The sequence below is a fragment of the Aggregatimonas sangjinii genome (assembly GCF_005943945.1).
Taxonomy (GTDB): domain Bacteria; phylum Bacteroidota; class Bacteroidia; order Flavobacteriales; family Flavobacteriaceae; genus Pelagihabitans; species Pelagihabitans sangjinii.
The window spans coordinates 1,264,414-1,280,035 of the sequence record NZ_CP040710.1 but is presented as its reverse complement, the minus strand read 5'-3'; the positions used below and the strand labels follow the sequence as shown (position 1 = coordinate 1,280,035).

Below are 15,622 nucleotides of genomic sequence, written 5' to 3'. Positions count from 1 at the left end.
CCTTTAGCAAGTATACCGGAGTTTCTTTCAAAAAGTATCCTGTACTGTACTGTTAGAAGTGTAGCAATACAAAAGCCAATATCAAACCCGTTCCAGTTTTATCGGATAGGTTTTATTGGCGTTCCACTGGCATACGTAGATGTTTCCGTCAGAATCTACACAGACATCGTGGCAATGATTGAAGATAGGTTCTTGCTGCAACATTTTTTGCAACTGTCCATTTAAGTATTGGGGAGCCCGGCCGCCAGGGTTAGAAACGACCTTGTTGCTTTCATCTAAAATGGTCACAAACCCCGAATTCGGATTGGTTCGGGTAGGATGCGTATCCATATTTCCCTCCACAAAATCGATTTCAGATGACCAACATACCCCCGCGTATAGGTTTTGCCCATTTATTACGGGGCGGCATATAAAGGCCCCCGGAAGTGAGATTTCCTCTAAATATGTGCCATCTAGCGTAAAACGCTTAAAACTATTGCTTGCCCGTGATGTTACCAACAAGGTGGGATTGCTTTTATCCCGATCATCGATACAGACCCCATGGGCAGTTTGAAATTGATCATTGCCGGTACCGCGACCTTTGCCAATTTTACGAATAAACTCGCCTTCTTTTGAGAACTGAAGTACAAATTGCGAGCCGTAGCCATCGGCAATATAAATATCGCCGTTGGGCCCTATTGCTGTTTCCGTTGGCTTGAAAGCGTCCTCTTTTTCATAGGCACCGTACTCGGAAGGATGTTCTATTAAAAGTAATTCCCTACCACCCAAAGTGGTTTTTACCATGGCGCCGTCTGTATCGCAGATGAATAAAAAATCCTCTTCACCATCGTTCCAGAGTGAAAGTCCGTGACCTCCTTTATAGCGTATGCCCCAGCTATCCAATAACTTTCCGGATTTGTCATAAATGAGGATGTTATTATGAATGTCATCGCCGACCATAATCAATCTGCCTTGGGAATCCATCACCATTTCGTGGCAATTTTTTACAGGGGTTTTGCTCGGATCTAAATTACCCCACTCTTTGTGTACTTTATATTTAAAATCTCCATGTCCGATGACATTATCGGATACTTTGGGCAAAGCACTGTTGATATTAAAATGAGGTGCGACAAGCAGTCCTGCAGTTGCTTTGGCAGTTGTCGACAAAAATTTTCTCCGATCGGTTTTATTTTCTATCACGTTTTAAAAATCTTGATTATTCTGTTTTATAAAAAATAATTGCACATTTAGCTTGTCTTCAACAACGCTTTGCCAAACAAATCCAAAATAGGTTTTCCGTGGCCATCGGGTGTGGTATAGAACGGTCTGCCCTCAATGGTGTATTGTGTTTCAGGAGGGATGCCCAAGGCGTGATAAATAGATTGATGTACCTCATCGATCACGACGGGGTTTTCTATGGAGGAACAAGGGCGCTCATCGGCCGTTTTTCCATAGACCAATCCCTTTTTGATGCCTCCTCCCCATAGCAGTATAGAACTACCATCGGTAAAGTGGCGGTGCATTCCATAAAACTTCTCATCTTCGATAATATCGGGTTGGTCGACCTGATCTTTTACAGTTTCGCCTGGTCTACCTTCCATAATCGCATCGCGACTAAACTCGCTCGCTAGAATTATCAGGGTTCGATTTAGGTGTCCGCTTTCATCCAGATCTTTGATTAATTGGGCTATGGGTCGGTCGATCAATTCTTTCATTTTTTTGGCACGAAGATGTCCGTTTTCATGGGTATCCCAACCTAAAAAAGGTTCATATTCCGTTGAGACGCTAATAAACCTTCCGCCGCTCATAGCCAATCTTTTGGCCAGGAGACAACCCAGTCCGAACCGTCCTGTGTTATAGGTGTCGTAAACGTCCTTAGGCTCTTGCGATAAATCAAAAACTTTTGCTTCTGGAGAGTTCAGCAATCGGTAGGATTGCTCCATGGAACGCATCAGTGATTCTCTTTGGTAATCACTCCCCCCCTCCATGACTTTGCTCTTATTTGCGAGTTCCTTGTACAGTTTGTATCGTGCCTCGAAGCGTTTGAGAGACATCCCCTGCGGCGGACGCACACTTTCGAGTCCGCCAGAAGGGTCGGGTATTAAAAACGGCCCGAATTCCGTTCCTAAAAAGCCTGCGGAATGAAAGGCTTTCAACTCCTCCGATTCACCTACTGTAAAGCGTTGCCCCATACTGATAAAGGGTGGAATAACAGGATTGGCAGGGCCTAATTCTTTAGCGATCCAGGCGCCGATATGAGGTGCCTGTACCGATTGTGGAGGTTCGTAACAGGTATGCCAGTGGTATTGGTGGCGCGTATGTAAGATATGACCAAGGTCGGCAGATTTATACGAACGGATAATGGCTCCTTTGTCCATAACGCTTCCTATCGATTCCAAACCTTCGGAAAAATCGAGTCCGTCTACTGCCGTTGGTATTTTTGGAAAGGTACTGAGCACTCTTTTACTTTCTACCCCTTTCTCATACGGTACATAAGCCTTCGGGTCAAAAGTTTCGGTATGTGCCATGCCACCCGCCATCCATAATAAGATGACCGTATCGGCAGTGGAAGGAATTTCCGGAACCGAAGTCGAGCAAGAGTTCAAGAAGCTGGCCAAGGGAATCGTGGTCGCAGAAGCAGCTAGACTTGCTGTCGTCATTTTCTTGATAAAGTCTCGACGTGTGTTTTGATTGTCCATCACTTTTATGTTTTCGGATTCGTGTTTATCGGCAGTCTAAAATGGTTGAATTAGAACTAATATATAAACTGAAATTCGGGTAGAATCATAGTTGACCAGAAAACATCCTGTACAGACTCTGGTTGCGGTTTGTCTCCCAAAACGTCCAATAATAATCCCCGTTCGGCCTCCGAGGGTTTTCGGCCCAGTGATTTTAGATATAAATTTTGCACTATTTTCTCACTGTCGTAATTGTATCGCTCTAACCAAAGATTTGCACCATCTTCCAGAACTCCGTTGAAAAATTCCCCGTTCGTTAGCTCCAAGGCTTGTAACAGCGTAGCTTGCTCATCTCTAGAGGTAGTCACGTTTTCACGACTGGGTCTCCCTAAGGCCTTCATAAACGGGTGTTGCTTTACCAGACTCGCCCTAGCGAATGTTCCACTATGATCATTAAAGGTAAAATCGATCAACCGGCCCCAATTGGAAGTGCCGTAGTTACGCACCGTAGCCCATGCAATATCGTCATAGGCTACCGCAGTCCAATCTCCGTCCGGCGTGTCTGAAGTACTTTTCCAACTGGTATCGGAATCCAATTGCATGATTTCGCGGGTATCGTATTGCACTTTCATAGAGAACAATATTCCGGCCGGATTTGCAATACTGCCTTCATTGACGCCCTCGATGGCAATGAGGTTTTTCCCGGGTTTCAAAAAAGATGCGACATCGAGCTCTGACACTATTTTCCAGTTGGCCCCTTTGCTGATTTTGGTGCCGTTAATGTAAAGCACATACGAATGATCTACCGAAATCAGGGCCTTGGCACTTTCGATGGCGTTGTCCGATAGGGTAAAGGACTTCCTGAAATAGCGTTTACCAGGTTCGGGAAGCACTTTGCGATCGAATTTTATTTCGGGATGCCATATTCTTTTAGCGGTAATTTGTTCTTTATTCGGACTGTATTCGATAGCGTGATACACCGGAGAAATCACTTGACTTACCGCATCGGAAAATTGTTCGGCACTCAAACGCCGCAAAACTGGTCCCTGAAAAACATAATTAGACTTGATTTCTTCCTGTTTCGTATAGTTGGCCGCCGGCAGTTGGTAGGCCTTTGACATCATAATACGCTTTATGAGGTGCTTAAGGTCGAATTCCGATTCGATAAAATCGGATGCCAACCAATCGAGCAAGTCGGCATTCCATGGTATATTATCCATTTCGTCCAAAGGTTCTATTATGCCCCTGCCCATTAAGCGATCCCAAAACCGATTCGTAATGGTGCGGTACAATCGTCCGTTTTCTCGTTTTACGATCATTTGGGAAAGGTTGTACAGACGCTCTTGCACGGTCTCGCCTTCGACACTTCCCAGTTCGGGATACAAAAAATTTACAGTGGCCATTTTACCCAAGGGTTTGTCGCAGCGATTCAATTCAAGTACCGAATCCGCAAAGATTGAAGCGAAACCATACGATTGTTCCAAGGTGAGGTTACTGACAAAACTGTTGTGGCATGAAGCACATTTTACGTTTGTACCCATTAAGGACTGCCCAATGTTCTGAGCGGCCTGCATTTCGGTACGTTGGCTAGCATTCACGACACCGCGCCATTCAATACCTTTTATAAAACCTTCAGAGCCTTCGATGGGGTTTACCAGTTCTGCGACCATTTGGTCGTAGGGTTTGTTTTCTGCCAAGGAAGTGTACAACCAATCGGTAATCTGTTTACGGCCGCCTGTGATGAATCCGGTACCGCTATAATCATTGCGCAATAGGTCGTTCCAAAAACTAAGCCAATGCTGTGTGTAGTTTTGGGTATCGGCCAACAAGGTATCGATGAGCTGTTCTCTTTTGTTGACTTTCGTATCGTTTACAAATGCTGCAATGGCGTCAGGTTTGGGGAGCAGTCCTATAATATCCAAATAAGCGCGTCTCATAAAGGTACGGTCTTCGACTAGGGAGGTCCACTCTAAACCGTTATCCTCAAAATAGGCCCCTATCAATTTGTCAACGGGATTGGCCTCGTCGGATTCTGGTAAATCAGGTTTTACGAGGGCCAAATCGGCTTCCGGAAATACCTTTAAGTCTTGATCGGACCAGTGCGCCCCATTTTGGATCCATAACTTAATCAATTCTATTTCATTCTCCTTGAGGGTCTTTCCTTTTTTTGGCATGACCTCATCATCGTCGGGTGACAGCGTTATCCGTCGGTACAATTCACTTTTCGCAGCATTACCGGGAACGATAATAATACCCGATTTACCACCTTTGAAGACTCCGGCCTTGTTCTCGAGCACCAATTCCCCTTTGGACTTATTCTTGCTATGGCATTGATAGCAGTTGTGGGCAAAGATGGCCCTGACTTCCAAATTTAATCGGTCTTGTTGGGCAACTGTAATGGTATCGGTGTCTTTTAACTCCGCCAATAGGGCGACGCCCTTAGCATCGTCATACATCTCTTGGCTGCCCGGCAAAACACTCGTTAAATAATCTTCACCATGGGTGAGGGTTGCACCAAGATGTCCCGCTACGGACAAAACAATTACCGTCATCACGAGTCCTAATCTGTAGGCCTTGAAATCAGGCAATTTCTTTTTAATGGTCAATCTCAGTAAAATTGTTGTAAGCAGCGCCAAAACAGCCGTAGCAATGCCAGTATATTGGTGGTTATCTACCAATTCACCACTATAATCCTCCCATATACGTAGCAACCAACCGAACAAGGCGGAAAGTATAGCGAAAAAGGTTCCCAAATACACCAACCAATAGGTGCCTTCACGAATACCTTTATGCTTTCCGCCGATAGTCGATAGTTCCATAAATAGGGCAACGACCAACAAACCAATAGGAAAATGCACCAGCAGGGGGTGAAATCGTCCCAAGAGATGTAGTATCCAATTAAAACTTTCCATACGTTATATATCCATACAATTTATAGACTTTATTTATTCTGAAATTTCCCTTTTAGGAAATTAAAAAGAAAATCCGTGCAAATAATTTGTAAAATAACCATTTTGAACCACTTTCGAAATTTGTGGCATCACCAATCTTTTTTGATCGTATCAAATATTACATTGTTCGTTTAAGATAACAGGAGTAGGCTCCGGAACCGATTTTAAGAATAGTTTCCTACCATATTCCGGGTTGATGTAATGATACCTTTTATGGTGTTCCAGAGGGAATAATTTGAGACAAATTAATTCACTTATCTTCCTAATGCATCCTGTACTATGTGGTTCGTTCTTTTTATATAGTTGTCATCCTTCCTATGAAACATCATCAATCTGTAGTTATAGATGTTTATATCTAAAGGCAGGATACCACAGGATGGATGTGGAAAAATACTACACTAATATTAATTATCATACGAGAGAATCCCTTGTTTCTTTTTAATTTTTAATTTAAAACAAACAGGAATCGACAATTTGGGGTGAAATATAAGTGCACCAAAAGTAAGTGGTTTCGATCCTGTTGTTGGAACCTTTATCAAAAGTGCCCGTTTCATAGTTTGGGTTTTGCATTTTAGCCAGCATCGATTCCTTAATTATGGATTTTTGGACCCCTATATCTGGATTTTTGGCTTAGATATTTAAGATAGCTTTACAATAAAGCCCCCAAATATTTCGAATGTATTTGGAAGTTATTTCTCAATTAATTCGAAACTACATCAACCCCAAAAAACAAGCATATGTTGAAAAACAAAATTTTAAAAAGATTGAATTCACTAATGTTTAGTGCGTTTGTTCTTGCCGGAGCACTAGCTTATGGTCAAGAAAAAACGATTTCCGGTACCGTCGTTTCAAGTGATGACGGGATGGTGATACCTGGCGTAAATATAGTGGAAAAAGGCACGGCGAACGGCGCATCGACCGATTTCGATGGTAATTATTCCATCAATGTTTCAGAAGGTGCCGTTTTGATATTTAGCTATATCGGATTTCGGACTCAAGAAATAACTGTATCTAGTTCCAACACTATTAATGTTACGCTGGAGCAAGACGTGAGCGCACTGGACGAGGTGGTGGTCACCGGTTATGGCGGTGTACAACGAAATGAGTTTGTCGGCGCCACGTCGGTTGTCAAAGCAGCGGAAATCGTACAACAACCTATTACTACGGTGGAGCAAGGAATTCGAGGGAGACTGGCAGGTGTGCAAGTGGTTCAAAGCTCGGGTGCTCCCGGAGCTGGTGTAAGCATCAGGGTAAGGGGTTTGACCTCATTTGCCGGTGGCAACGAACCACTATATGTAATTGATGGTATACCCTTATTTAACGACGATGTGCGTGGGCTGAATGGAATTTCATCACTGAACCCGAACGATATAGCCTCTATCGAAGTTTTGAAAGACGCTTCTTCCACGGCCATTTATGGCTCAAGAGCAGCCAATGGTGTTGTACAGATAACTACCAAAGGGGGTACAGCATCGGATGGCATAAAGGTGAATTACAACGCTTTTGCATCGTTTCAAGATGTACGCAAACGTTTCAATTTAATGACAGGAGATCAATTTATTGCCTTTGCTACCGAGTATTACAATAATTCCACAGAACTTTCAGAAGAGGAACGCACTACGTCGCTGGCCAATCTAAACGCCGTTGGGAACGTGAATACCGACTGGCAGGACGAAGTGTACCGCACTGGATTTCACCATAGCCATAATGTAAGCTTCACTGGTGGGGACAACGACAATAATTATTACGTTTCCGCGAATTATATGAATCAGGAAGGTGTCATCGAAACAACCGATTTCGAACGCATCGCACTCCGTTTGAACTTACAGAACAAACTATCGGAAAAGTTTCGCCTGAACTCAAGGGTAAGTCTGTCGCAGTCGGTTAATAACGGATTTTTAGCTTCAGATGGTACCAATACACGAAATTTTGGTAAGTCCGGTATCGGGTCAACTTTAATAGCGGCTCCTACGGTCCCGGTATTCGATGCCGATGGAAACTTCAACAGTGTCGCCCCCTATATTTTCAGTGACACGGACCAAGAGAATCCGGCCGCACTTTTAGAGGCACTTGACCGGAACCGTGTGAACAGGGCACAGGCTGTATTATCGTTATCCTATAATATTACTGATAATCTGACCAATGTGACTCGGGGTTCTGTGGATTATGTAGACCGAAAGTCGGATTTCTATTCCCCAAGGGCTCTTTCACAGCTTGGAAGCCAAGTCGCTCAGCTTGAAACGAGTCAAAACTTGAATACGTTGATCGAAGATTATCTGAACTACAAGAACACCTTTGGTAAAGTAGGCGTGGATGTGCTCTTGGGCGCCTCCGGACAATTTGAAGAAAGGAATTCGATTTTCTTGGCAGGTACCGGTTTTCCTTCGGATGCTTTACAAAATAACGCCATACAGGCCGCTGGAACCTTAGCGGTACCACAAACTCTTACCGTCGATCAGAGTTTGGTGTCGTTTTTCGGAAGGGTGCAGTTAGATTACGATAAGAAATATTTGATATCGTTGAACGCAAGACGGGACGGCTCGTCCGTATTTTCGGAAAACAACCAATGGGCGAACTTTGCGGCAATCGGTGGCGCATGGCGGATTTCCGAAGAAGATTTTATGAAAGACGGTATTTTCAACAACCTTAAATTAAGGGCAAGTACCGGATCGGTCGGGAATCAGGCGATACAGCCCTACCAATCCCTTAGTCTGGGGTCGATAATATTGACAGGACAAGGGGCTGGAACGGGAATCAGCGTGGGCCTCGCCCCCAATTTACCCAACCCCAACCTAACTTGGGAGACTACCGTACAAACCAATTTTGGTATTGACGCGGGAATATTCAACGATAAATATCGCTTCTCTTTCGACTATTACATCAAAACAACCAATGATTTACTGGCCACCGTGGCATTGCCTCAGTCATCCGGATTTACCTCAATAGTAGACAATGTCGGTAAAGTGGAAAACAAGGGTGTAGAGCTGCAGATCGGGGCCGACCTCTTTGAGAACGAGGATTGGTATTTTTCTGTAGATGCCCAATATTCACGGAACAAAAATGAAATTCTGGAAACCAAGGATGATCAAGATATCTTTTCTGGGGGAGGCAATGATGCTTCCGGTTCTACGGCCATTGTGAGACCGGGGGAATCCCTCTTCTCCTTTTTCGCGGTTAAATTTTTAGGATTAGACGACACCGGTGCCCCCATCTATGAGGATTTGGACGGTAATGATGTCATTAACGGAGCCGATAGACAGGTTGTAGGTTCCCCCTTACCTGATTTCATCTACGGATTCAACACAACTTTGAAATATAAGAAATTGACCTTTCTTACCAATTGGCAAGGCGTTTCAGGAGCCACGGTGAACAACGTGGCATTATTTAGGTTAACGAATCCGATACCGGATGCGAATAGGGTCGCCAATTTGAGGGACTTTTATCCAACACCGAGATCAGACCTGTTCAGAATCCGTTCAGACCGGTTTATCGAAGATGCCAGTTATTTAAGACTGGCCAATATCCGGCTTGGTTATGACTTCGATGGCGCTATTTTAGGTCTTGACAACATAAATTTATATGTCAGTGCCCAAAATATATTGACCATTACCGATTATTCAGGATTCGACCCTGAGGTAAACAGTTTTAGCGGGAATGACCTGAGACAAGGGGTCGACCTTGCCGCCTACCCGGCGTCTAAAACATTTACCGTCGGACTTAACGTACGTTTCTAATTAAAAAAGCATCTTATGAAAACAGAGATATATCAAATAAAATTTTACAAAGTACTGCTCCTCACTTTTTTCTTGTGTCTTACCATTAGCTGTGAAGACACCCTGAAAGAAGAACCACCCAGCGTCATTAGCTTAGAGGAAATTACCGAAGAAAATCTTGATGCCTTGCTCATTGGTGTGTACGAACCGCTAACGCGCAGCAGGGGAAGAATTTGGGAAACCCAATTTCTGCTAGCGCAGACCTTAATGGAAGAAAGTTCCCGGAATACCGGTGGTCGCGGCCGTTTGGCCGAATACGATTTCCTTGGCGGGGCCAGTGGCTATCAAGCGGGTTGGCCTACGCTATACAATGCGGTCGGCCGGGCCAACATACTTCTTCAAAATCTGGAGACAAACGACATCATTTCCGAAGATTTGAAAAATAGAGCTATTGGAGAAGCCTCTTTTGTTAGAGCGGTTGTGTATTACACCTTGGTAAGAGGATGGGGCTCGGTACCGCTTCGATTGGTGCCTGTAAATGATTCCGACAATACCGGTCAACCGCTTGAATCTGTCGAGAATATTTATGCACAGATCATTAACGATTTAATGGTTGCGGAGAATAGCCTGGACCTGACCACCTCAAATCCAGGAAGAGCGACCTCCGGCGCGGCAAAGGTGATGCTTGCCGATGTATATCTCACTCAAGGCAATTTTCAAGCAGCTAGGGACAAGGCCATTGAAGTGATCGACGAGGCAAGTACCTACGGCTACGCTTTGCTAGACTCTTATCCCGAAATATTCTCACCTACGGCACCAACCCACGCGGAAGATGTTTTCTCATTGAAATTTTCCCAAAATGTGGGTCTAGGAAATTTTATACCGACATATTTCGCACCTGCCCAACCGAATACCTTGGCCAATGAGGCCGGTATCGCTGCAAGGGGACTCGCCTTCGCCGCGGCGGATGGCGATTCACCTTTAATCGCCAATTGGGATGACAATGATTTAAGGAAATCTTGGAACTTGTACAGTTCGGTGGTGGTAAACGGTGAAACTGTTGAGCTCGAATCGCTTCCTCCGGAAACGGAATTCCTTTATGGAAAGTATAGGGACCCCGGGGCGGTGGAAGAAACGGCGGCCGGCAACGACTTTTTTCTTTACCGCTACGCCGATGCACTCCTTATTTTTGCAGAAGCGGAAAATCAGGTTAATGGACCTACAGCCGAAGCCTATGAGGCCGTAAACCAAATAAGAAGGAGAGCCTATGGTGTAGATCAAGGCACTCCGGACGCTGCCGTAGACTTCCCAGAAGGTTTAAGTCAATCCGAATTTGACGATTTGATTTTTCAAGAAAGAGGTTATGAGTTTATGGCCGAAGCAAAACGCTGGTTCGATATGGTACGAACAGGCAGATGGGAAACGATTATTCCAGCTGCTAACAAGCCTTTACCTACACAGCTGACTTGGGAGCTTCCCAATAGTGAGCTTCAAAACAATCCAGCATTGAATGATTAAAATAAGGAAGTAGTGTTGAAAAATCTAAAAAGGCGGGAGCAATGCTTCCGCCTTTCTTGTAAAAGAAAAGTAAGTTCCAAATGGAACCTAAGAATACAAAGCAAGGAACAACTTTGCACTTTTGAAAAGCACGGAAGTACCAAAAATTCTTTCGGTTTTACCCGAAACCGATTTCATGTAAACTTCGGGTTAAATTAATTTCTTATCAGATGAACTCCTAATCATCAATGATGGTTTTAAATAAATCGCCCGGTGCGCCGTTTCGGAATCCTTCTTTTTGATTTTATCCATCAAAAGATTACAGGAAATCCTACCGATTTCGACCCCGAACTGATCGATACTTGTCAATGAAGGTTCGATTAATTCCGATATCGGTTCGTTACTGAACCCGACTATTGCGATTTCATCAGGAATCCGCTTCCCGATACTTTTCAAATAATTTATCGCCCCGATAGCTGCTTGGTCGTTTGCGGAAAAGATTGCATCGATATCAGGATGCTTTTTTAATAGGTCTTGTGTAATTCGGTAGCCATCCTCCTGCAGTAAATTAGACATTACTACCAAATCCGGATCAAATACAATCCGATGTTTATCAAGGGCATTTCTGTAACCTGCCAAACGATTCTTATAAATTTCCAAGGTTTGCGGACCTGAAAAATGCGCAATTTTTCTACAATTGTTCTCAATCAGATGTGAAACCCCTTCGAATGCACCGGCGACATCATCGATCAATACGCGGTTGCTATCCTTCATATCGGCCATGTGCCTGTCGAAAAACACCAAGGGCAAACCGGAATCTTCAAGAATCTTCAAATGCGAGCTATCAATCGTTTCCATTGACACCGATATTAAAATTCCATCGACTCGGTTCGAAAAAAGGTTATTCACGATCTTTTGTTCACGACTTAATTTTTCCAAGGATTGGGAGATAACCACATTAAATCCGGAATTATAGGCGGTCTCCTCAATACCGGAAATGGTAGATGAAAAAAAATGCCTTGTAATTCTAGGAACGACAACCCCGATCGTATTACTTCGGCTACGTCTAAGATTTGCCGCAATCAAGTTTGGCTTATAACCTAATTCGTTCGCTTTGGCCAAAACAAGCATTTTGGTTTTCTCATTCACCCTGCTGCTATTGTTCAATGCCCTAGACACCGTGGAGCTATCGATTTTCAGGATTTTGGCGATCTCGTGAATAGTAATTTTCTTCATTGATAAGCTCTAGCTGATTGTCCTTAAATAAAGAATCGTGGTAACTAAACTACTTTAAAAATTCCCATAAAACCCTACAATTTAATACAATCGATTGTATAAAACCAAATATTTTTAACAACTCCTTTTGATTTAAAAATTTTTGAAGTTGTCTCGGAGCACAGCCGCACCTCGAACTATACTGGTATTTTTCTATGAACTAAAAGTTTAGGAAAAATCAATTAAAAATTGTGATTATCCTTATTTTACATACTAAAATTTTAATTTTCACTAGATATTTAATAAAAAAATCTCTTAATTTGATATAGTTAAATGAAATTTATGCAGGATACCACAGGATGGTTAAATACAGACATTCTTTATTTTTGATTTTCTAGTTAACATTTTATTAACTCAACATTCAATCCAATCGATTGGATTTCAAACCAATTCAAAACGAACATCTATGACATGTAAAGAACAATTAGGAATGAAAAGGTCCTTGCCCTTTAAAGAGGGTTTTGCCAGCATTGCAAAATCTTTGGCGATGGTCCTGACGCTACTGCTTTCTTATTCGGCGGTAGCACAAACGACCGTCTCGGGTACGGTCTCCGCAACCGATGGAACACCGATTCCCGCAGTGAATATTGTGCAAAAGGGGACCACCAACGGGGTGAGTTCCGATTTTGACGGAAACTATACTATCAGAATGCAAGGGGGATCACAAATTTTGGTTTTCTCCTCTTTGGGCTTCGCCACGAAAGAAATGGAGGTTGGTGATAGAAATACGCTCAACGTTACTCTGGAAGAAGATTCCGAAAACTTAGATGAAGTAGTGGTAATCGGTTATGCTCCTGTTAGTAGGAAAAAAGTACTCGGTGCCTTAGCTTCCGTAAAATCGGAGGAAATCGTACAAGCGACACCGACAAGTGCCTTTGATGCAGTGCAAGGTAAACTTGCAGGGGTTCAAATTCTCACCAACAACGGCCCGGGCGGCGGTTTCGACATTAGTATTCGTGGTGTGTCTACCTTCGGGGCGGGTACTTCCCCTTTATATGTGGTGGATGGGCAGCAGTTGGAAAATATCGATAACTTAGACCCTAATGACATCAAAACTCTGGAAGTTTTGAAAGATGGTGCCACTGCGGCGATATATGGATCGAAAGCGGCCAATGGCGTTGTTTTGATAACGACAAAGTCCGGTAGGCAAGGTGATTTAAAAATCGATGTATCTACAGTTACCGGTTATAGTACCCTAGTGGGGGATTTGCCCGTAGCGAATTCTGCTCAGCGTTTGGATTATGTACGGACTAGAACAAACAGAGATCCTGAAAATTTAACAGGTGAAGAGCGAGATTCCTTAGGCCTTTTAAATAGAAATTCTTTTGACTTACAAGACCTAGTCACAAGACCGTCAACTAGGACACAAACGAACGTTGCACTAAGTGGTGGTGGGGAAAAAGGTACTTTTTATTGGAATACAGGTTATTTAGACGAACAGGGTATTGTTATAAATAGTGGGTACAAAAGATTGAATACCTTGCTAAGAATCGATGCGAATGTTAGTAGTAAACTCAAAGCAGGCACAAGAATAAACTTATCTTTCGAGGACAGAAACGGGACAAGAGAAGCTGACGTTTTTCGTCAGATCGTACAAAGGATTCCAAATTTTCCGTTATTCGAGCCCAACGGCGATTTTACACCTACGATTGCCGGACGAAGAAATCCTTTGGCCGCGGCAACTATAAATACGGTTCGAGACAGAAGATGGAGAACGCAAGTCTTCAATTATGCAGAATGGGCGATTTTTCCGAATGTGAAATTGAAATCTACCTTGGGTATTAATTTTAGTCTCAGGAAAAGAGAAGACTTTATCCCTTCTTTAGCTCAAGGCAACCCATCCAATCCACCGACCGGGCAGCTACGCGAAAATCTTGATTACGATATTCAACAAGAAAATTTCGTCAATTACAGTAATTCGTGGGGTGATCATGACTTTGCCGCCTTTGCAGGGATGCAAATCCAAAGATGGAATCTTGAATATCTTGAAGTCGGCGGACAATTCGTGTCTAGTGATATAAGAACATTCAATAATGTAGATCCCTTAAACTTAGGGATAGATTCCGGTACAGGTACAGAAAAGCACAATCTCTTCTCGTTATTCGGAGGTTTCAATTATGATTACAAGAATAAGTATCTTCTCAGCGCTTCCGTGAGACGGGATGGTTCATCAAGATTTGGAGATGAAAATGAGTACGGTCTATTTCCGGCCGCCAGTATCGGGTGGAGAATAAGCAACGAAAATTTCTTAAAAGAAAGTACTACTGTTAACAACCTGCTTCTCAAAGCTAGTTATGGTGAAATCGGAAATGAAAGAATTGCCAACTACGCGTTTACCAGCGCATTGGTACCCGGAGCTAATTATACAGCACCCGGGGTATCACAATCTCGTATCGGTAACCCGGAATTAAGCTGGGAAAGCACTACTTCCGTTAATTTAGGACTGGAATTGGATATGTTCAGGAATCGACTTAATTTAGGTATAGATTTTTGGGAGAAAACCACCACAGACCTTTTGGCACAAGTGCCTCTGCCGGAAGAATCTGGATTTAGTTCTTTACTGCAGAATGTAGGTGCTATTGAAAATAGAGGTATTGATTTTAGTATCGGTGGGGATATATTGAGGACGGATAAATTTGTTTGGAACAGTAATTTCAACATATCGTATCTTGAGAACGAGGTCACCGAGTTGGCCGGAGGCACTGCCTTTTTCAATGGTGACTACCAAATTGCGGAGGGTGAACCCATCGGAAACATATTTGGATTCGAGAATACGGGGATTTTCCAGTACACGGAGTCGAATGCCTTTACCGATGACGGTGTTCAATTAACTCCAAATTTTGATGGAGATGGAAACTTCGTTGATTACAGCTTAAATGGTGCACCATTTTCAGGAAATGTAAATCAATTGAGTTCGAATGGTTCAGTCTTAGAGGGGGGTGATATTATTTGGGCTGATTTAAACGGGGATTTCAACATAGACCCAGCGAACGATAGAAAGGTTATCGGTAATGGTTTGCCCGAATTTTTCGGAGGTTGGTCCAATACCTTTAGATATGGAGACTTTACCCTTAGCACGTTATTCGATTACAGTTTAGGTGCCGATATTTGGGCAAGATGGGATGAGGATAGAAATGATCTTCGATCATCCAACCAAACACCGAACCCGATTTTTATCGAAAACGCCTGGAGAGAAGAAGGCGATGTTACGGTTTGGCCTCGATTGAATAGAGTACCCCAGCTTAGGAACAGACCAAATAGTTTTTATGTTCAAAACGGGGATTGGATTAAGCTAAGATACGTTCGATTGAATTACAATTTCCCAAGGACTTTTATAGATAAAGTTGATTGGTTGGGCGCTTTGTCGGTAAATCTTGCAGTGAACAATGTACTAACCTGGACGGAATATACTGGATACAACCCGGAATTGGGTAGAAGAGGTAATCCACTACGGGTAAATCAAGATGATTTAAGATATCCGAACGACCGTGAAATTATTCTTGGACTAAATTTTCAATTTAAATAAAAA

General features: G+C 43.2%; 7 protein-coding genes. 3 read left to right on the top strand and 4 right to left on the bottom strand.

Features of this window, described 5'->3' with window-relative positions; translation table 11 throughout:
* Positions 1 to 81: 81 nt before the first annotated feature.
* From FGM00_RS05250 to FGM00_RS05240, 3 genes are read right to left on the bottom strand one after another with little or no spacing between them, the layout of a single operon-like run.
* On the bottom strand, positions 82 to 1,179 hold the full coding sequence (locus FGM00_RS05250) for a 6-bladed beta-propeller (protein WP_236262924.1): 1,098 nt from the start codon (positions 1,177 to 1,179) through the stop codon (positions 82 to 84).
* Positions 1,180 to 1,226: 47 nt separating this feature from the next.
* Entirely contained in the window at positions 1,227 to 2,678 is a 1,452-nt protein-coding gene (locus tag FGM00_RS05245; RefSeq protein ID WP_138851896.1) for a DUF1501 domain-containing protein, read from the bottom strand.
* A gap of 56 nt (positions 2,679 to 2,734) precedes the next feature.
* Positions 2,735 to 5,569, bottom strand: coding sequence for a DUF1549 domain-containing protein (locus FGM00_RS05240; protein ID WP_138851895.1), 2,835 nt, complete (start codon positions 5,567 to 5,569; stop codon positions 2,735 to 2,737).
* 776 nt (positions 5,570 to 6,345) lie between these two features.
* Here FGM00_RS05240 and FGM00_RS05235 point away from each other — a divergent pair.
* Both FGM00_RS05235 and FGM00_RS05230 read left to right on the top strand, forming a co-directional pair.
* Complete coding sequence (locus FGM00_RS05235; protein ID WP_138851894.1) at positions 6,346 to 9,342, top strand: SusC/RagA family TonB-linked outer membrane protein; 2,997 nt, start codon at positions 6,346 to 6,348, stop codon at positions 9,340 to 9,342.
* A gap of 15 nt (positions 9,343 to 9,357) precedes the next feature.
* Positions 9,358 to 10,839 (top strand): RagB/SusD family nutrient uptake outer membrane protein, encoded by a 1,482-nt coding sequence (locus tag FGM00_RS05230; RefSeq protein WP_138851893.1) that lies wholly within the window; start codon positions 9,358 to 9,360, stop codon positions 10,837 to 10,839.
* A 189-nt stretch (positions 10,840 to 11,028) separates the two neighbouring features.
* On the opposite strand, the gene FGM00_RS05225 is transcribed toward FGM00_RS05230, so the two are convergent.
* Positions 11,029 to 12,054, bottom strand: coding sequence for a LacI family DNA-binding transcriptional regulator (locus FGM00_RS05225; RefSeq protein ID WP_138851892.1), 1,026 nt, complete (start codon positions 12,052 to 12,054; stop codon positions 11,029 to 11,031).
* Between the two features lie 445 nt (positions 12,055 to 12,499).
* Here FGM00_RS05225 and FGM00_RS05220 point away from each other — a divergent pair, with 445 nt between their 5' ends.
* Positions 12,500 to 15,619, top strand: coding sequence for a SusC/RagA family TonB-linked outer membrane protein (locus FGM00_RS05220; protein WP_138851891.1), 3,120 nt, complete (start codon positions 12,500 to 12,502; stop codon positions 15,617 to 15,619).
* Positions 15,620 to 15,622 lie beyond the last annotated feature (3 nt).

Bases quoted from the DNA above. Each gene is read 5' to 3' on its own strand.
- FGM00_RS05245 (WP_138851896.1), bottom strand. From the start codon at position 2,678: ATGGACAATCAAAACACACGTCGAGACTTTATCAAGAAAATGACGACA.
- FGM00_RS05240 (WP_138851895.1), bottom strand. From the start codon at position 5,569: ATGGAAAGTTTTAATTGGATACTACATCTCTTGGGACGATTTCACCCC.
- FGM00_RS05235 (WP_138851894.1), top strand. From the start codon at position 6,346: ATGTTGAAAAACAAAATTTTAAAAAGATTGAATTCACTAATGTTTAGT.
- FGM00_RS05230 (WP_138851893.1), top strand. From the start codon at position 9,358: ATGAAAACAGAGATATATCAAATAAAATTTTACAAAGTACTGCTCCTC.
- FGM00_RS05225 (WP_138851892.1), bottom strand. From the start codon at position 12,054: ATGAAGAAAATTACTATTCACGAGATCGCCAAAATCCTGAAAATCGAT.
- FGM00_RS05220 (WP_138851891.1), top strand. From the start codon at position 12,500: ATGACATGTAAAGAACAATTAGGAATGAAAAGGTCCTTGCCCTTTAAA.